The 16,778-nt window shown below is 70.3% G+C and carries 16 protein-coding genes and 1 riboswitch; of the genes, 7 read left to right on the top strand and 9 right to left on the bottom strand.

Going from position 1 to position 16,778, the window contains the following annotated elements; translation table 11 throughout:
* Nucleotides 1-108: 108 nt before the first annotated feature.
* Nucleotides 109-444, bottom strand: coding sequence for a winged helix-turn-helix transcriptional regulator (locus C6Y14_RS35320; RefSeq protein ID WP_225891446.1), 336 nt, complete (start codon nucleotides 442-444; stop codon nucleotides 109-111).
* A 212-nt stretch (nucleotides 445-656) separates the two neighbouring features.
* Here C6Y14_RS35320 and C6Y14_RS35315 point away from each other — a divergent pair, with 212 nt between their 5' ends.
* Both C6Y14_RS35315 and rarD read left to right on the top strand, forming a co-directional pair.
* Nucleotides 657-1,511, top strand: a complete 855-nt coding sequence (locus C6Y14_RS35315; protein WP_107020948.1) for an SDR family oxidoreductase — start codon at nucleotides 657-659, stop codon at nucleotides 1,509-1,511.
* Nucleotides 1,512-1,667: 156 nt separating this feature from the next.
* Nucleotides 1,668-2,747 (top strand): EamA family transporter RarD, encoded by a 1,080-nt coding sequence (rarD, locus tag C6Y14_RS35310; protein ID WP_404828873.1) that lies wholly within the window; start codon nucleotides 1,668-1,670, stop codon nucleotides 2,745-2,747.
* Here the strand turns inward: rarD and C6Y14_RS35305 are convergent.
* On the bottom strand, nucleotides 2,741-3,952 hold the full coding sequence (locus tag C6Y14_RS35305) for a 4-hydroxybenzoate 3-monooxygenase (protein ID WP_107020947.1): 1,212 nt from the start codon (nucleotides 3,950-3,952) through the stop codon (nucleotides 2,741-2,743). The genes rarD and C6Y14_RS35305 overlap by 7 nt on opposite strands.
* Before the next feature lie 338 nt (nucleotides 3,953-4,290).
* Between C6Y14_RS35305 and C6Y14_RS35300 the strand changes: the two genes are divergently transcribed.
* The 3 genes from C6Y14_RS35300 (at nucleotide 4,291) to C6Y14_RS35290 (ending at nucleotide 6,529) form a co-directional block, all read left to right on the top strand.
* Nucleotides 4,291-4,755 carry a VOC family protein gene (locus tag C6Y14_RS35300; RefSeq protein ID WP_404828870.1) on the top strand — a complete coding sequence of 155 codons (465 nt, stop codon included), beginning with the start codon at nucleotides 4,291-4,293 and terminating at the stop codon, nucleotides 4,753-4,755.
* 128 nt (nucleotides 4,756-4,883) lie between these two features.
* Nucleotides 4,884-5,825, top strand: a complete 942-nt coding sequence (locus tag C6Y14_RS35295; protein WP_107020946.1) for a M28 family metallopeptidase — start codon at nucleotides 4,884-4,886, stop codon at nucleotides 5,823-5,825.
* 104 nt (nucleotides 5,826-5,929) lie between these two features.
* Nucleotides 5,930-6,529 carry a flavodoxin family protein gene (locus C6Y14_RS35290; RefSeq protein WP_107020945.1) on the top strand — a complete coding sequence of 200 codons (600 nt, stop codon included), beginning with the start codon at nucleotides 5,930-5,932 and terminating at the stop codon, nucleotides 6,527-6,529.
* On the opposite strand, the gene C6Y14_RS35285 is transcribed toward C6Y14_RS35290, so the two are convergent.
* The 7 genes from C6Y14_RS35285 to C6Y14_RS44325 form a co-directional block, all read right to left on the bottom strand.
* Nucleotides 6,519-7,433, bottom strand: a complete 915-nt coding sequence (locus C6Y14_RS35285) for an ABC transporter permease (RefSeq protein WP_107020944.1) — start codon at nucleotides 7,431-7,433, stop codon at nucleotides 6,519-6,521. The two genes, C6Y14_RS35290 and C6Y14_RS35285, sit on opposite strands and share 11 nt — an antisense overlap.
* Entirely contained in the window at nucleotides 7,420-8,343 is a 924-nt protein-coding gene (locus C6Y14_RS35280; protein WP_107021023.1) for an ABC transporter ATP-binding protein, read from the bottom strand. The genes C6Y14_RS35285 and C6Y14_RS35280 overlap by 14 nt, the downstream gene beginning before the upstream one ends.
* A gap of 218 nt (nucleotides 8,344-8,561) precedes the next feature.
* On the bottom strand, nucleotides 8,562-9,845 hold the full coding sequence (locus C6Y14_RS35275) for a LolA family protein (RefSeq protein WP_107020943.1): 1,284 nt from the start codon (nucleotides 9,843-9,845) through the stop codon (nucleotides 8,562-8,564).
* Between the two features lie 268 nt (nucleotides 9,846-10,113).
* On the bottom strand, nucleotides 10,114-10,908 hold the full coding sequence (locus tag C6Y14_RS35270) for a CHRD domain-containing protein (protein ID WP_225891444.1): 795 nt from the start codon (nucleotides 10,906-10,908) through the stop codon (nucleotides 10,114-10,116).
* Nucleotides 10,905-11,156 (bottom strand): hypothetical protein, encoded by a 252-nt coding sequence (locus C6Y14_RS45345; RefSeq protein ID WP_225891447.1) that lies wholly within the window; start codon nucleotides 11,154-11,156, stop codon nucleotides 10,905-10,907. Before C6Y14_RS45345 ends, C6Y14_RS35270 begins: the two co-directional genes overlap by 4 nt.
* 160 nt (nucleotides 11,157-11,316) lie before the next feature.
* Nucleotides 11,317-12,327 carry a polyprenyl synthetase family protein gene (locus C6Y14_RS35265; protein WP_107020942.1) on the bottom strand — a complete coding sequence of 337 codons (1,011 nt, stop codon included), beginning with the start codon at nucleotides 12,325-12,327 and terminating at the stop codon, nucleotides 11,317-11,319.
* Nucleotides 12,328-12,424: 97 nt separating this feature from the next.
* The gene (locus C6Y14_RS44325) at nucleotides 12,425-12,673 is read right to left on the bottom strand and encodes a hypothetical protein (RefSeq protein WP_159074381.1); all 249 of its coding nucleotides are present in this window, start codon (nucleotides 12,671-12,673) and stop codon (nucleotides 12,425-12,427) included.
* Between C6Y14_RS44325 and C6Y14_RS35260 the strand changes: the two genes are divergently transcribed.
* Together C6Y14_RS35260 and C6Y14_RS35255 are read left to right on the top strand one after the other, a co-directional pair.
* A complete protein-coding gene (locus tag C6Y14_RS35260; protein ID WP_107021022.1) occupies nucleotides 12,666-14,174 on the top strand; it encodes a peptide MFS transporter in 1,509 nt (502 codons plus the stop codon). The genes C6Y14_RS44325 and C6Y14_RS35260 overlap by 8 nt on opposite strands.
* 10 nt (nucleotides 14,175-14,184) lie before the next feature.
* On the top strand, nucleotides 14,185-16,281 hold the full coding sequence (locus C6Y14_RS35255; RefSeq protein ID WP_107020941.1) for a CocE/NonD family hydrolase: 2,097 nt from the start codon (nucleotides 14,185-14,187) through the stop codon (nucleotides 16,279-16,281).
* A gap of 329 nt (nucleotides 16,282-16,610) precedes the next feature.
* Nucleotides 16,611-16,775, top strand: a riboswitch (cyclic di-AMP (ydaO/yuaA leader).
* Nucleotides 16,776-16,778: the final 3 nt, after the last annotated feature.

Below are 16,778 nucleotides of genomic sequence, written 5' to 3'. Positions count from 1 at the left end.
CTCGTTGGCCGCGGGTGCGTCGTGGCCGGTCGCGCAGTTCCCCGCGCCCCTGACGGGGCACGACCCCGAAGCTGACGGGGTGCGGCCCGGTCACGTGAGGCCCGGTTCCTAGGACCGGGCCTCGTCGTATGCCTGCCTGGCCTTTTCCACCGCGTCCATCCGTTGCTCCGTCCACAGGGCCAGGGCCAGGACCTGTTCGGCGGCCTCTCTGCCCAGGTCCGTGAGGGAGTAGTCGACGCGCGGGGGGATGACCGGCTTGGCGTCGCGGTGCACGAGGCCGTCGCGTTCCAGGGTCTGCAGGGTCTGCGTGAGCATCTTCTCGCTGACCCTGCCGATGGCCCGGCGCAGCTCGCTGAAGCGGTACGGGCGCTCCCGCAGCTCGATCAGGACGAGGACGCCCCAGCGGCTGGTGACGTGCTCCAGGACGAGGCGGTAGGGGCACATCCCCTCGCCGGTGGAGTACTTGTCCACGATCGAGGTCGCTGCCGGGCCGGTCGCCGTCCGGCTGGTCACTGCCGGGTCGTTCACTGCCGGATCGTTCACTGCCGATGCACTTACCGTCATGGAGGTACCTTACTTCAAAGTGGGTACTTTCCCAGAGTTAGTGCAGCTCCTATGGTGAGTACGTACCCACCCCACAAGGAGTTGTTTCCACCATGAGCATTGTCGTCACCGGAGCCACCGGACACCTCGGCAAGCACGTCATCGAGGGCCTGCTGGAGAAGGTCCCGGCCGACCAGGTCGTCGCCGTCGTCCGCAGCAAGGAGAAGGCGGCGGACCTCGCCGCCCGCGGTGTGCGGATCGCGGTCGCCGACTACAACGCTCCCGAGACGTTCGACAGCGTCTTCTCCGCCGGCGACCGGGTGCTGCTGATCTCCGGCAACGAATTCGACAAGGGCCGTGTCGCCCAGCACAAGGTCGTCCTCGACGCCGCCAAGGCCGCCGGGGTCGCGCTCTTCGCGTACACCAGCGCCCCCGGTTCCCTGACCGCCGCGCTGGCCGACGACCACCGGGGCACCGAGGCGGCCGTCCTGGAGTCCGGCGTGACGTACGCCCTGCTGCGCAACGGCTGGTACAACGAGAACTACACCGAGAACCTGGCCCCCGTACTCGAACACGGTGCCGTCGTCCAGGCCGCGGGCGAGGGCCGGATCTCCGCCGCCTCCCGCGCGGACTACGCGGCCGCCGCCGTGGCCGTACTGACCGGCGAGGGCCACGAGAACAAGACGTACGAGCTGGGCGGCGACACCGCCTTCAGCTTCGCCGAGTACGCCGCCGTGGTGGCGCAGGCGTCCGGCAAGGAGATCGTGTACAACGCCGTCCCCGCCGAGACGTTCAAGGGCATCCTGACCGGCGCCGGCCTGCCCGCGCCGTTCGCCGAGATCCTGGCCGGTGTCGACGTGTCCATCGAGAAGGGCGAGCTGATCGTCGACTCGGGCGACCTCTCCCGGCTGACCGGCCGCCCGACCACGCCGATCGCGGAGTCGGTCGCGGCGGCGCTCAAGGGCTGAGCCCCACCCCGCCCCAAACCGAGACCCGCACCCGTACCCGCACGGGATACGCACCCCCGCCTGTCATGACCGTATGGCGATACGGGCATGACGTACGGGGGTGCTTGGCGCTACCTTCTTTGAGTTTGGAGCCACAGCGATAGAAGGGCCGTGCCGGTGAAGTCCGAGGGCGAGCAGCACATAGGTCCGGACACGGGTCCGGAGTCCAAGGGCGAACAGCGGATCGGTCTGCTGAACGGTTTCGCGGCGTACGGCATGTGGGGACTCGTGCCCCTCTTCTGGCCGTTCCTCGAACCCGCGAGCGCCGGAGAGATCCTCGCCCACCGCATGGTCTGGTCCCTCGGTTTCGTGCTGATCGCCCTCGTGGTGATGCGCCGCTGGTCCTGGGCCCTCCCGTTGCTGCGCCAGCCGCGCAAGCTGGGCCTGATCACCGTCGCGGCGGCCGTGATCACCGTCAACTGGGGCGTCTACATCTGGGCCGTGAACAGCGGCCATGTGGTGGAGGCGTCCCTCGGCTACTTCATCAATCCCCTGGTCACCATCGCGATCGGCGTCCTGCTCCTGAAGGAACGGCTGCGGCCCGCCCAGTGGGCGGCGGTCGGCACCGGCTTCGCCGCGGTGCTCGTCCTGACCGTCGGCTACGGCCAGCCGCCGTGGATCTCCCTCTGCCTCGCCTTCTCCTTCGCCACCTACGGCCTGGTGAAGAAGAAGCTCAACCTCGGCGGCCTGGAGTCGCTGGCCGCCGAGACCGCCGTCCAGTTCCTGCCCGCGCTCGGCTATCTGGTGTGGCTGTCCGCCCAGGGCGACGCGACCTTCGGCAACGAGGGCGCCGGGCACGCCGTACTGCTGGCCGCGACCGGTGTCGTCACCGCCCTGCCGCTCGTGTGCTTCGGCGCGGCGGCGATCCGGGTGCCGCTGTCCACGCTGGGGCTGCTGCAGTATCTGGCGCCCGTGCTGCAGTTCCTGCTCGGCGTCCTGTACTTCCACGAGGAGATGCCGCCCGAGCGGTGGGCCGGGTTCGCGCTGGTGTGGGCCGCGCTGTCGCTGCTGACCTGGGACGCGCTGCGCACGGCCCGCCGGTCGCGGACGGCCCTGCGGAACGCGGCGATCGCCGCGGCGTCCGCGACCGCGGAGGCGTCGGCCGAGGCGACAGCCGAGGCCTCGGTGGCCGCGGAGCCGTCGGCGGCCGATGCCACCACGGCGGCCGAGCGGGAGCGGGCGAGCCGCCCTCAGTAGTCGGTGTCCTTGCCGAGGAACAGTTCGGCGAATCCGGCCGCGGCGGCGGGCGAACCGAGGGTCCGCCGCATGCGCGCCCGCGCGACCCCCGCACGGAACGGATCGCCGGACGAGACACCGTGGTACACCTCGGACAGCCACTGCGAGAACTCCTGGTACTGCCACACCCGCCGCAGACACCTCTGCGAGTAGCCGCGCAGCCCGCTGTCGTCCCCCTTGCCGTAGTGGGCGACCAGCGCGTCGCCGAGCAGCAGGGAGTCGTGGATCGCGAGGTTCATGCCCTTCGCGCCGATCGGTGCGAGCAGATGGGCCGAGTCCCCCACCAGATACAGCCGCCCGTACGCCATCGGCTCCACCACGTAGTTGTGCATGGCCAGGACCCGCTTCTCGATCAGCTCGCCCTCGATGAGCGGCCGGGCCCCGTCCGCCGCGAGCCGTTCGTGCAGCTCGGACCAGACGCGGTCGTGCGACCAGTTGTCCGGGTCGTCGCCCGGCGGGCACTCCAGGTAGTAGCGGGTGACCTGCGGACTGCGGGCCATGTGACCGGCGAACCCGCGCGGATGGATCCCGAAGACCACGCAGTCGGAGGACGGGGGCGCCTCGGCGAGGAGGGCCAGCCAGCCGACGCCGAGATCGTGCCGGGCGACCGTGACGTGCTCCGCGGGCATGAGGTCGCGGGTCACACCGCGTGCGCCGTCGCACCCCGCGACGAAGTCGCAGTCGAACCGCACGCGTTCACCCGTCTCCGGATCGGTGTACGCCACCGACGGGTGGTCGGTGTCCGTGCCGGCCGGCTCCACGTCACGCACGCCGAAGCGGATGTCGCCGCCGCGGACGTCCGCGTACTCCCGCACCAGGTCCGTCACCAGGAGCGGCTGCGGATAGACGTAGTGCCGCTGCCCCGACACACCCGTGTACGGGAACCGGTGCCTCTCCCCCGCGAAGCGGAACTCGCACTCGGTGTGCACGACCGTGTTCTGCAGCAGCCGGTCCGCGAGGCCCCGCCCGTCCAGCGCGCGGACCGCCCACTCCTCCAGGAAACCCGCGCGCGGGCGCTGTTCGATGAACCGCCTGCTCTCGTTCTCCAGCACCACGCAGTCCACGGAGGCTGCCCGCAGGATGTTGGCGAGCGTGAGTCCGGCGGGGCCGGCGCCCACGATGACGACGCGGGTGCGCTGGACGGAGGCAGGGGCGTCTGCGGTCATGCGAACAGTATGGCGAATTCGAGAGGGGGTGTCCGAGGGGTGTCCGAGGAGTGTCCGCGGGGGTTTTCTCGCCCCCGCCGCCCCTACCCGTCCCGTACCTGTCTCAGGGGCTCCGCCCCCGAACCCCCGCTCCTCAAACGCCGGAGAGGCTGAATGGCCCAGGGGCGCGGGGAACTGCGCAATCTTTGAGGCCCGCCCCCCACCGGACCCGCAGACGAACCCTCGCTCCTCAAACGCCGTAGGGCTGAACCACCCAGGGGCGCGGGGAACTGCGCAATCTTTGAGGCCCGCCCCCATCGCGCCCAATGGGCCCCGCCTCGCCCAGGTTCCGCCTATAAATGGTCACCATGACCGAACCCATGCACTGGAAGCTCGTCGTCGACAGCGTCGACCCGCACGCCCAGGCCGATTTCTGGGGCGCCGCCCTCAACTACCTGGTCGAGGACCACAGCCCGCTGATCGAGCGCCTGCTGAGCGCCGGCGCCGCACCTTCCGAGCTGGTCGTCGAGTCGCACGGCCGGCACGCCTGGCGGGACGCGACCGGCGTACGGCACCCGCAGGACCCGTATCAGGAGGAGACCGGAGTCGGGCTCGGGCGGCGGCTGCTGTTCCAGCGCGTACCGGAGCCGAAGACCGTGAAGAACCGGCTGCACATCGACCTGCATGCCGAGGACGGGAAGCGGGACGCGGAGGTCGCGCGGCTGACCGGGCTCGGGGCGACGGTCGTCCGCGAGGTGAAGGAACCGTCGGGCGAGTGGGTGGTGATGGCGGACCCGGAGGGCAACGAGTTCTGCCTCCACTGAGCCGCATCCGCTATGCGAACGCGGCTGACCGGATTGCGCTCTTGACGGGACGTCAGCCTCAGCTTCACCATCAGGCACCCATTTCCGCAAGGAATCCAAGGAATCCAAAGGAATTCGGAGCCCCCCACATGAAGCTCTCCGTTCCCGGACGCGCCACGGGTGCCGCCGCCATGGCGATCGCCGCGTTGCTCACGACGAGCGCGATAGCCGACGCCGCGCCCGCGCGCGTGGCCGCCGCACCGGACATACCCCTGGCCAACGTCAAGGCCCATCTCACCCAGCTGCAGTCCATCGCCACCGCCAACGGCGGCAACCGCGCCCACGGCCGCGCCGGCTACAAGGCCTCCCTCGACTACGTGAAGGCCAAGCTGGACGCGGCCGGATTCACCACCACCATCCAGCAGTTCACCTCCTCCGGCAGCACCGGCTACAACCTGATCGCCGACTGGCCCGGCGGCGACACCAACCAGGTCGTCATGTCGGGCTCCCACCTCGACAGCGTCTCCGCGGGGGCCGGCATCAACGACAACGGCTCCGGTTCCGCGGCCGTCCTGGAGGCAGCGCTCGCCGTGTCCCGGGCGCAGTACCAGCCCACCAAGCATCTGCGGTTCGCCTGGTGGGGCGCGGAGGAGCTGGGCATGGTCGGCTCGCGCTACTACGTCAACAGCCTGACCACCGCCAACCGCGCGAAGATCAGCGGCTATCTGAACTTCGACATGATCGGGTCGCCGAACCCCGGCTACTTCGTCTACGACGACGACCCGGCCATCGAGAAGACCTTCAAGGACTACTTCACCGGTCTCGGCGTCGCGACCGAGATCGAGACCGAGGGCGACGGCCGCTCGGACCACGCGTACTTCAAGAGCGCGGGCATCCCCGTCGGCGGCCTGTTCACCGGCGCCAGCACCCGCAAGACCGCGGCCCAGGTGACCAAGTGGGGCGGCACGGCGGGCGTGGCGTTCGACCGCTGCTACCACTCCTCGTGCGACACGACGACGAACATCAACGACACCGCCCTGAACCGCAACAGCGACGCGCTGGCGTACGCGGTGTGGGAGCTGTCGGAGTAACCCGGCCCGGTCCGCTCCGGAGTGAGGGCCTGTCCACGACTGCATGCGTGTGCATATACTGCATACGCGTGTAGTCGTCGGACGCCCTACATGACGGAGCTCTCATGACCCGCCACTTCCTCTTCCTCCTGGGCAGCAGCCGCGCCAACGGCAATACGGAGCTGCTGGCCCGCAAGGCCGCGGAACAGCTGCCCGCCGATGTCACCCGGCGCTGGATCGACCTGGCCGAGCACCCGCTGCCCGACTTCGAGGACCTGCGCCACGACAGTGACCACGTCCGGCCGTCCGGCGACCACACGGCGACGCTTCTCGACGCGACGCTCGCGGCGACGGACCTCGTCATCGCCTCACCGCTGTACTGGTACTCCGTGTCCGCGTCCACCAAGCGCTACCTCGACCACTGGTCGGGCTGGCTGCGCACCCCCGGCATCGAGTTCAAGAAGACGATGGCCGGACGCACCCTGTGGGGCGTCACCGCGCTCGCGCACGAGGAGGAAGAGGTCGCCGAACCCCTCGTCGGCACCCTCAACCACTCGGCCGCCTACCTGGGGATGCGCTTCGGCGGAGTCCTCCTCGGCAACGGCAGCAAGCCCGGGGACGTACTGAACGACTCCGCCGCCCTGGCCGCCGCCAAGACGTTCTTCGCCCAGGAACCGCCGCTCGCCCGCTTCCCCTACGAGGTCCCGTCGCTCGCTACGCCGTGATGTCCTTCGCCGTGAACCGCGCCCAGGCCGCCGCGCCGAACACCGCCGCGTACAACGCCTGGAGTTCCAGGTTGCGGATCAGGTCGTCCCAGTAGACGGGATCGCGCATGAGGTCGGCGAAGGACAGCCAGTAGTGCGAGAAGATGTACGGCTGGATCGCGTGCAGCTGGGGGATCTGGTCGAGGATCTGCACGGTGATCAGAAGACCGACCGTCGTCGCCATCGCCGCGATCCCGCTGTTCGTGAGGGTCGAGACGAACAGCCCCAGCGCCGCGATCCCGATCAGTGACGCGGCCACGGTCAGCGCGATCAGCAGGGCCCGGCCCAGCCCCTCACCGAAACTGATGCGGGTGCCGGAGATCGTCGTCAGCTCGCCCAGCGGGAACAGGAGCGCGCCGACGATGAGTGCCGAGGTCGCCACGACGAGGGTGGCGATGACGCAGAAGGCCAGCGTGGTCGCGTACTTGGTGATCAGCAGGCGCGTACGCCCCGCCGGTGCCACCAGCAGATAGCGCAGCGTCCCCGCGTTGGCCTCGCCCGCGATCGCGTCGCCCGCGATGACGCCGACCGCCATCGGCAGGAAGAACGGCAGGGTGGCGGCGAGCGCGGTGAACACCAGGAACAGTCCGTTATTGGTGATCTGCGCGATGAACGCGGGTCCCTCTCCCCCGCCGCCTCCGGCGGACGACCCGTCGCTCGTCTCGATCCTGACCGCGATGCCGACCAGCACCGGCACCGCGGCGAGCACCCCGAGCAGTGCGATGGTCCGCCAGCGGCGGAGCGTGGTGCCCAGTTCGTTGCCCAGCAGGCCGAGGGTCCACAGGGGGCTCGGCGACCGGCCCGCGGCGGCTCCTCCCGTGCTCTTCCGCGCCGCCGACGGCTCGGCGGTCTCAGCCCGCGACATCGAAGCCCTCCCCCGTGAGCGCCACGAACGCGTCCTCCAGCGAGGCCCGCTCGATCCCGAAGCCGCGGACGCGGACGCCCGCCGTGACCAGGGCCGCGTTCACCTCGGCGAGGTCGCGGTCCGGTGGGTCGGCGCTCACCCGGTCCTCGGCGACCACGACATCGCTCAGACCCTGTTCCTTCAGCACCCGGGCCGCGTCGCCCGGGTCGGGGGTGGTCACGACGAGCCGGCTGCGCGCGCCCGCCGCCAGCTCGGCCACCGGGCCCTGGGTGATCAGCCGGCCCTGCGCCATCACCGCGGCGTGCGTGCAGACCTGCTCGATCTCGTCGAGCAGATGCGAGGAGAGGAACACGGTCGTGCCGTCCGAGGCCAGCTCACGGACGAGGGCGCGGATCTCCCGCATCCCCTGCGGGTCGAGTCCATTGGTCGGTTCGTCCAGCACGAGCAGTTTCCGGGGCTGCAGCAGCGCCGCCGCGAGCCCGAGCCGCTGCTTCATCCCCAGCGAGTAGGCCTTCGCCTTCTTGCCCGCGGCGGCCGTCAGCCCGACCCGGTCGAGCGCCGTCGCCACGCGGGCACGCCGGGTGCGCGGGTCGGCGGCCGGGTCGGCGGAGTCGTACCGCAGAAGGTTGTCGCGGCCGGAGAGGAAGCCGTAGAGCGCGGGGCCCTCGATGAGCGCGCCCACGTGCGGCAGCACGGTGCGCGTGGCGCGCGGCATGGGCCGGCCGAGGACGCGGGCCGTGCCGGAGGTCGGCTCGATCAGGCCCATCAGCATTCTGATGGTGGTGGTCTTCCCCGAGCCGTTCGGTCCGAGGAAGCCGAAGACGCTGCCCGCCGGGACGGCCAGGTCGAGGCCGTCGACGGCGAGCTGTCCACCGCGGTAGCGCTTGGTCAGCGCGCGGGTGGCGATCATGGTGTCGCCCGGGTCGCCCGTACCCGCTGGGACGCCCGCCGAGCCGCCCGCCGTGCCGCCGTCACCCGTCGTGTCCCCGTCCGCGGTGGACAGTTCCGCCATCGACTCCCTCACTTCGCCTTGCCTTCGGGGAAGCCCCCGCCCCTTGGGGAACCTCCGCCCTCGGGGCACCCCCGCGCTCGGGGCACCCCGCCGTCGGAGGCCGGCGGATACAGGACCTACTTCGCCGCGTTGGCCGCCTTCACCAGCGCGTCCTTGGTGACCGCGCCCGCGTAGACCTTGCCGTCATCCGTGATGAGCGCGTTGACCAGGCGGGTCGAGAAGACCGTGCCCGAGCCGAACTTGCCGCTCACCTGGTCGCCCAGCGAGTCCAGGAACCGGCCCGCGTCGCCCCCGCCGGAGCTCTCCGACGGCAGGCCCTCGCCGCCGGTGTCGAACCGGGCGATGGAGCTCCAGCCCTCGCCGATGACGTTCAGGCCCTGGAACTCCTTGCCCAGCTCCTCGCCGTCCTTGCCGCTCCCGCTCCCGCTCCCGGGACGTGCCTTCTCCCCCCTGTCCGCGTCACCCCTGCCCGCCGGGCCGTCGGACTTCGACTCGTCGCCCTCGGTGACCTTCGCGCCCTTCGGCGGGGTGAAGTCGAAGGTGGACGCCGCCGGCCTGGAGAAGTCGACCTTGGTGAAGCCCGCGTCGACGACGGCCGCGCCGCCGCTCGCCGGGGTGAGCGTGAACTTCAGCGGCAGGCCGGTCTTCGCGTCCACGGCGACGGAGATCGCGCCGACCGTGGAACCGGACTCCTTCGGCTTGATCAGCAGCTTGTAGGCGTCCCGCCCGGCGATCCGCGCCGTACCGTCGACGGTCACGGACGTCGTGTCGTCCGACGCCTTCAGTGCCTCCTCGGCCAGCTCCTTGGGCGTGGCCGGCACGTCCTCGGACCTGCCCTTCTTCCCCTTCTCCGCGGAGTCGGAGGAAGCGGCGGCGTCCTTCACGTGGTACGCCTCGTTCGACGCGCTGTCGTACGCCCACACCTCGTCGCCGTTGTGGATCACGCTGTACTCGGCGGCCTTGTCGAGGAGCGACAGCTTCTGCTTGTCCTCCCCGTCGGACGCGACCCGCAGGGTGTGCGTACCGGACGCCAGTTCCATCAGCTTGGACGACGGGTCCGCGGACGAGCCCGAGCCGCCGCGCCCGCCGCCCGTGGCAGCACCGCCGAGGCTGCTCTCCAGGCCGCCGAGGTCCGGCAGGCCGAGGTCCGTGCTGATCTTCACCGTGCCGGACAGCTGCTGTACGTCCGAGGCGGCGATCTTCTCGATGAGCTGCTGGGCGCTGACCTTCGGCAGGTCGGGGTCGCCGGAGCCCGCGAACGCCGGGACCAGCCCGATGGTCGCCGCCGCCACCCCCACCACCGCGACGGGAACGACATAGCGCGCGGCTTTCTGCCGGCCGCCGCGCCTGTCGTCCGCCTCGTCCTCGGTCGTGCTGTCGTCGGATCCGTACGGTGCCATGTGTGCCCTACCTCCGTTGTCGGCGGCGGCTAACCGTCCACGCACTCGTCCACCCTGGCCGCCATTGTCACCCGAACTGCTGTGAAGTGGTGTGTCCCATCTGACCAAATCGGTCGGCCGTAAGCGTCAGACCTCGGAGCCAACTCCTTGTACACCTGGGGTATGACACGGGTGGACGGCGCCGCCCCCGACCCGTAGGGGTCGTGCGGGGGAGACGCCGTCCATGTCACTCGCAGAAGCGCGCTGAAACCCTTCGCCTGCCCTGTGCCTACCGGTTGTTCACGAAGACGTAGTCCGCCCCGTACGGCACTCCCACGATCGTCCCCACCTTGCAGGAACCGGCCGGGGCCACCCCGCCCACGGTGTTCAGGCGCAGGATCTCCGCGGTGCCCGCGAGCAGGCCCCGGTGCTTGCCGGACTGCGTGGCCCTGAGGTCCAGTTCGGGGATGTTCCTGTCGCCGTTCGGGGTCTTGGAGATCAACGCACCGGTCACCGCGCTGCGGTCGGCGGCGATCCACTGCGGCGTACCCGAGTCGGGCTTCACGAACGAGTGGGCGATGGGCCCGCCCAGCACGGCGCTCACGTCACGCTGCGCGAAGGCCTTGGTGCCGTCGGCCGACTTCTTGCACTCGTAGATCTGCTTGCCCTTGATCACGGAGGCCTGGAAGTTGTTCAGCGCGTGCCGGAAGTCGAAGTCCGTGGTCACCTTGTGGAGCTGGCCGCGGACGGCCCCGCCCGGGAACTCGGCGGTGTGCAGGTTGGCGTAGAAGCTGCCCGGGTCGGCCTTCAGCTTCCCGAGCAGGGCCGCGTCCTTCACCTTGACCGTGCCGGTGACCGTGCGTCCCCGGGCGTCGTCGAGCAGCTTGGTGAAGTCGACCTTGACGCCGCCGTTGACGCCCTTGGCGCCCTGGTGGATGTGGAGCATGACCGGCTTGCCGGTGCCGCGCCACTTGACGGCGACGGACACCTTGTCGCCCTTGACCTTCACGAATTCGAGCGCCGCGCCGTCCTTGTCGCCGACCGCGGGGCCGCCCTGGACCGGTACCTCGTTCGCGCCGTTCAGGCTGGCGGCGAGGATGGTGCCGCCCTTGCCGCCGCGAGTGAGCCGCTCTGCACCCCGATGGATCCTTCGCCGTGACCCGCGTGCCGCGAGCGGTCCGCGCCGGTGCTCGAACCCGTACCCCGGCCGGTGCTGCCGGTGTCGGCCACCGCGGGGAGCACGGCGGCGGCGACACCGGCCGCGGCGGCCACCGCGACACCGGTCATGACGAGCTTCCTGCGGCGCTGTGCGAACGTGACGATCGTCCCCATGATTCTTTCTCTCCCGTGATCCCGCCGACGCCCCCTGCGTCGGCCTCTGCACCGGATTGCGGAACGAATCTCATACTGGACTTAATCCAGGCATGTGACCTGCGCCACACGCTGAGGGGTGTCGCCCGGCGGTCACGCCGCCGACGGAGAGACGCGCAGGTCAGCCCGCGCGGTGCACCACCGCGTCGCACAGCTCCACCAGAGCCGCCTTCGCGTCGCACTCCGGGAGCGGTGCCAGCGTGGCGCGGGCGTCCTCCGCGTACCGCACGGTGTCACGGCGGGCCTGGTCGAGCGCGGGATGGACACGCAGCCTGGCCAGCGCCTCCGCGTGCCGTGCGTCGTCGCTCAGATCGGAGGCGAGCAGGTCGGCGAGGGCGATGTCCTCGGCGAGCCCCAGCCGCTCGACGCGCTCGCGCAGCCGCAGGACCGGCATGGTCGGAATGCCCTCGCGCAGATCGGTGCCCGGCGTCTTGCCGGACTCGCGCGAGTCGCTCGCGATGTCCAGCACGTCGTCGGCGAGCTGGAAGGCGACGCCGAGCCGCTCCCCGTACTGCGTCAGCACGTCGACGACCGTCTCGTCGGCGCCCGACATCATCGCGCCGAACCGTCCCGCCACGGCGATCAGGGAGCCGGTCTTGCCGCCGAGCACGTCCATGTAGTGGTCGACCGGGTCGCGTCCGTCGCGCGGTCCCGCCGTCTCCAGGATCTGGCCGGTGACCAGCCGCTCGAACGCCTCCGCCTGGACCCGTACGGCCTCGGGGCCGAGGTCGGCCAGGATGTGCGAGGCGCGCGCGAAGAGGAAGTCGCCGGTGAGGACCGCGACCGAGTTGTCCCAGCGGCTGTTGGCGCTGGGCACCCCGCGGCGCACGTCCGCCTCGTCCATCACGTCGTCGTGGTACAGCGTGGCGAGGTGGGTCAGCTCGACGACGACCGCCGACGGCACGATCCCCGGCGCGTACGGATCACCGAACTGGGCGGCGAGCATCACGAGCAGCGGCCGGAACCGCTTGCCGCCCGCGCGCACGAGGTGCTGGGCCGCCTCCGTGATGAACGGGACCTCGCTCTTGGTCGCTTCGAGCAGTCCCTCCTCGACAGCCGCCAATCCGGCCTGGACATCGGCTTCGAGAGCCTGGTCCCGCACGCTCAGCCCGAACGGCCCGACGACGGTCACGAGGGTCTCCTGTCTGCTGACGCTCTCAACGGCGGTCTCTGGATGCTCTGGGTGTGCTCTGTGCTGTGGGTGTTTGTCGATGTGTCGCTGCTGGCACTCAAGTCAGCGTATCCGGTCGTCTTTCGATCACGATGAGCGCCCGCCCGTCACCCGCCACCACCCTGCCGGACACCCGCCGGCTGATCCCTTTTGCCCCTTCGGTCAGGCCGGGCGGTATCGGACCACGGGAGGTATGTTCGTGATCTGCCGATATGACTGACAACTGACGGATACCTCCTGGAAGAGGATGGCTTTTCAGGAAGTGGTGCGGGAAGTGGTGGATCTTGTCCCACAGTGCGATCGACACCGGTTCCGCACCTGATCCGGAGCCCGGGGACGAGCCTCCGGACGCCGCCGACGACCACGCCTTCCTCGGCCAGCCCAGGGGCCTGCTCACCCTCTCCGGACTTGAGGTGTGGGAGCGCTTCTCGTTCCTGGGGATGCAGGCGATCCTCGTCCTGTACTTCGCGGACACGGTCGCCCACGGAGGCATGGGCATGTCCGCCGGAACGGCCGCCTCCGTGTCGGCCGCGTACGGGACGCTGGTCTACCTGGTCTCGGTGGCCGGCGGCTGGCTCGCCGACCGGGTCCTCGGCTCGTACCGGGCGGTCCTGTGGGGCGGGATCCTGATCGCCTGCGGCCACTACGCGATGGCGGTGCCCACCGCGGCGGCCACCTGGGCCGGCCTCGGTCTGATCAGCGCGGGCACGGGCCTGCTCAAGCCGAACGTCGCCACCATGGTCGGCAAGCTCTACCGCACCGACGACGACCGCCGCGACGCCGGTTTCGCGCTCTACTACATGGCCATCAACACGGGCGCCTTCGCGGGCCCGCTGATCACCGGCTGGCTGGGCGACCACCGGGGCTGGCACTGGGGCTTCTCCGCCGCGGCCGTCGGCATGACCCTCGGCCTCATCCAGTACGTCGCGGGCCGCCGTCACCTGGCCGGACGCAGACAGGCGGCCGAGTTCGCGCTGCCGCCCCGCGCCATGCGCCGCGCGGTCCGGCTGATCGTCCTGGGGCTCCTGGCCGCGGCCGTCCTCGCGGTCGTACTGGCCCTCTCCGGAGTGCTCACCATGGACCGCTTCGTGGACCTGCTCACCCTGATCTCGGTGATCGCGCCGGTCGTCTACTTCACGGTGATGTTCAGGAGTCCGAGGGTGACCGCCGGGGAACGGGGCCGGCTGCGCCCGTACATCGTCCTCTTCCTGGCGTCCACGGTCTTCAACTTCATCCTCTTCCAGGCGTACTCGACGATGATCCTGCTGGCCGCGTCGAACGCCGAGACGACGATCCTCGGCTTCGAGTTCCCGGCCGGCTGGTACGCGTCCGCCCTGGGCGCCTTCGAGGTCGCGCTGGCCCCCGTGGTGGCCGCGCTGTGGGTGCGGATGGGGCACCGCCAGCCGCACGCCTCCAACAAGATCGCGTTCGGAGTGGTGCTCGGCGGGCTGTCGTTCCTGCTGATGGTGCTGCCGACCTCCGGCCACGACGGCGACGACTACCTGATGTCCGTCTGGTGGATCGTCGGCTCGTACTTCCTGCTGGGGCTCGGCGACATCCTCCTGGAGACCTCCGGCATGTCGGCCACCACGAAGCTCGCCCCGAAGGCCTTCGCCAGCCAGACCATGTCCCTCTGGTTCCTCTCGCTGGCCCTCGCCAACGGCATCCAGGCCCAGACCGTGAAGCTCTACGACGACGTCTCCAAGCCCGCCTACTTCGGTGTCAACGGCGCGATCGCCGTGGCCGCCGGTCTGCTCGTGATCGCCGCGGCGCCCTGGCTGCGCCGCACGATGCACCCCGTCCACTGAGGTGACACCCATGCGCATCCGTACGTCCTTCCCCTGCGAGACGTTTCACGAGGACATCCGCATTCCCCTCAGGGACGGAACCAAGCTCTACGCGCGCGTGTGGCGTCCGCTCGGCGGCGAACCCGTACCGGCCCTGCTCGAATACCTCCCCTACCGGCTGACCGACTGGACCGCCCCGCGCGACCGGCAGCGCCACCCCTGGTACGCGGGCCACGGCTACGCCTCCGTGCGCGTGGACGTCCGCGGGCACGGCAACTCCGAGGGCCTGCCGGGCGACGAGTACTCCGCGACGGAACTGGCCGACGGGGTCGAGGTCGTCGACTGGCTCGCCGCGCAACCCTGGTGCTCCGGCAAGGTCGGTATGTTCGGCATCTCCTGGGGCGGCTTCAACTCCCTCCAGATCGCGGCCCTCGCGCCCGAGCCCCTCAAGGCGGTCGTCACCGTCTGCTCCTCGGACGACCGCTACGACAACGACGTGCACTACATGGGTGGTTCCGTACTCGCCGTCGACATGCACGCGTGGGCGGCGACCATGCTCGCGTTCGTGTCGCGCCCGCCCGACCCCGCGTACGTGGGCGCGTCCTGGCGGGACCTGTGGGTGGAACGGCTGGAGTCGGTCGATCCGTTCCTGCACACCTGGCTCTCCCACCAGACGAGGGACGAGCAGTGGCGGCGCGGCAGCGTCTGCGAGGACTACTCGGCGATCCGCGCGGCCGTGCTCGCGGTCGGCGGCTGGCACGACCCGTACCGGGACACCGTGCTGCGCCTCGTGGAACACCTCCCGCCGGACCGCGTACGGGGCCTGATCGGGCCCTGGTCGCACCAGTACCCGGACCGGGGGCTGCCGCCGGGCCCCGCCATCGGCTTCCTCCAGGAGACGCTGCGCTGGTGGGACCACTGGCTGAAGGACACCGACACCGACGCCGACGCCGAGACGGGCACCGGCACCGGCACCGGCACCGGCAGCAGCACCGGCTCTGGCTCCAGCACCGGCTCTGGCTCCAGCTCCGGCTCCGGCTCCGGGGTGATGTCCGAGCCGCTGCTGCGCTCGTACGTCAGCGACTCGCACCCGCCCGCGACGGTGTACCCGGTGCTGCCCGGCCGCTGGGTCGGCGACCACGCCTGGCCCTCCCCCCTGGTCGCCCACGTCCCGTACGCGCTCCAGGGCGCCCCAGTGGTGGTGCGCTCCCCCCAGCACACCGGGCTGGACGCGGGCCGCTTCTTCCCGTTCGGCAACGAGGCCGACCTGCCGCCGGACCAGCGGGAGGAGGACGCGCGGTCGGTGTGCTTCGAGTTCGAGGTCCCGGAGGAGATCTGGGTACTGGGCCGCCCGCGCGTGCGCCTGAGGCTCACCTCCGCGGCGGAACGTGGACAAGTAGTGGCCCGTCTGTGCGACGTGGCCCCCGACGGCGCCTCGACCCTCGTCACCCGAGGCGTCCTGAACCTGACAGCCCGTCATGGTCGTGACCAGGTGGTTCCCTGGGAACCGGGCTCTACGGAGGAGGTGCTCTTCGAACTGAACGGCATCGGCCACGCCTTCCCGCCGGGCCACCGCATCCGGCTCGCCGTCTCCTCCGCGTACTGGCCGTGGATCTGGCCCCAGCCGGGCTCGGAGGCGGGCTTCACCCTCACTCCGTCGGGCAGCGTGCTGGAACTCCCGCTCCGCGCCCAGGAGTCGGACCCCTCCATCGCCTTCGAGGAACCGGAGCAGTCGGCTCCACTGGGCGTCAACTTCCCCGCCACGCTGGACGAGCCGCGCCCCGAACGCCTCGTGGTCCGCGATGTCGCCAAGGGCGAATGGCGCCTGGAAGTGGATCCGCGGTACGGCGGCACCCGCGTCTATCCGGACGGTCTCGAATTCACCGAGGACGCGCTGGAGACGTACACGATCAATGAGTCCGACCCGTTGTCCGCACGTACCCGGTCCGACTGGTCCGTCCGACTGCACCGGCCGGAAATGCCGTGGGACGCGAGTGTCGAGACGCACTCCGAAATCACCTGCGACGAGACGGACTTCATCACCTCGAACGAAGTGATCTGCAAGGACGGCGACGAAGTGGCGTTCCACCGCACCTGGGAGAAAAGGATTCCGCGTACGGCTGGATGAGCCGGGGCGGGTTCACGCACCACTGGAACCGCCCACGGCGGCTGGTATCCGGCAGCCGCAGAATATTGCGTATCACCTTTTTTATGGACATTGGCCGCCCGCGCCAGTGAATTGAGTCACGCCCGCGCGCGGTGATCATTTCGCCGGTCCTGTCGATTTCCCTTTGCGGAAAGCAAGTTGAACTTCGCCTTCCGTTTTGATCAAGAGATATTCGCCCGACATGGCAGTTCATAGCCGTCGCTGCGCGAATTCGGGGCTTGTTCACGGCATGTGCTCTCGCATACGTTCACGTCACTCCGGACGGATCGCCTAATCCTGCCGCCGCCCGGAATCCCCAGTCACCCATTCACTCGCGTACGGCAGGAGCGGGGGACCCAGGTAAGCCGCCGGTCCGTCATTCGGAACGGCTAGGGGTCAAGTCGCGCACCCCACGCGGCCGGGCATCTCCCGCCCGAACCCGACAGCTCACCTCGCAGGCGCCGGAGAGGACATTCGCC

The organism is Streptomyces dioscori, from assembly GCF_003024195.1.
Taxonomy (GTDB): domain Bacteria; phylum Actinomycetota; class Actinomycetes; order Streptomycetales; family Streptomycetaceae; genus Streptomyces; species Streptomyces dioscori.
This window is presented reverse-complemented; position numbering and strand designations above follow the sequence as displayed.

Coding starts and splice junctions, on each gene's coding strand:
- C6Y14_RS35320 (WP_225891446.1), bottom strand. CDS start 444: ATGTGCCCCTACCGCCTCGTCCTGGAGCACGTCACCAGCCGCTGGGGC.
- C6Y14_RS35315 (WP_107020948.1), top strand. CDS start 657: ATGAGCATTGTCGTCACCGGAGCCACCGGACACCTCGGCAAGCACGTC.
- C6Y14_RS35305 (WP_107020947.1), bottom strand. CDS start 3,952: ATGACCGCAGACGCCCCTGCCTCCGTCCAGCGCACCCGCGTCGTCATC.
- C6Y14_RS35300 (WP_404828870.1), top strand. CDS start 4,291: ATGGTCACCATGACCGAACCCATGCACTGGAAGCTCGTCGTCGACAGC.
- C6Y14_RS35295 (WP_107020946.1), top strand. CDS start 4,884: ATGAAGCTCTCCGTTCCCGGACGCGCCACGGGTGCCGCCGCCATGGCG.
- C6Y14_RS35290 (WP_107020945.1), top strand. CDS start 5,930: ATGACCCGCCACTTCCTCTTCCTCCTGGGCAGCAGCCGCGCCAACGGC.
- C6Y14_RS35285 (WP_107020944.1), bottom strand. CDS start 7,433: ATGTCGCGGGCTGAGACCGCCGAGCCGTCGGCGGCGCGGAAGAGCACG.
- C6Y14_RS35280 (WP_107021023.1), bottom strand. CDS start 8,343: ATGATCGCCACCCGCGCGCTGACCAAGCGCTACCGCGGTGGACAGCTC.
- C6Y14_RS35275 (WP_107020943.1), bottom strand. CDS start 9,845: ATGGCACCGTACGGATCCGACGACAGCACGACCGAGGACGAGGCGGAC.
- C6Y14_RS45345 (WP_225891447.1), bottom strand. CDS start 11,156: ATGGGGACGATCGTCACGTTCGCACAGCGCCGCAGGAAGCTCGTCATG.
- C6Y14_RS35255 (WP_107020941.1), top strand. CDS start 14,185: ATGCGCATCCGTACGTCCTTCCCCTGCGAGACGTTTCACGAGGACATC.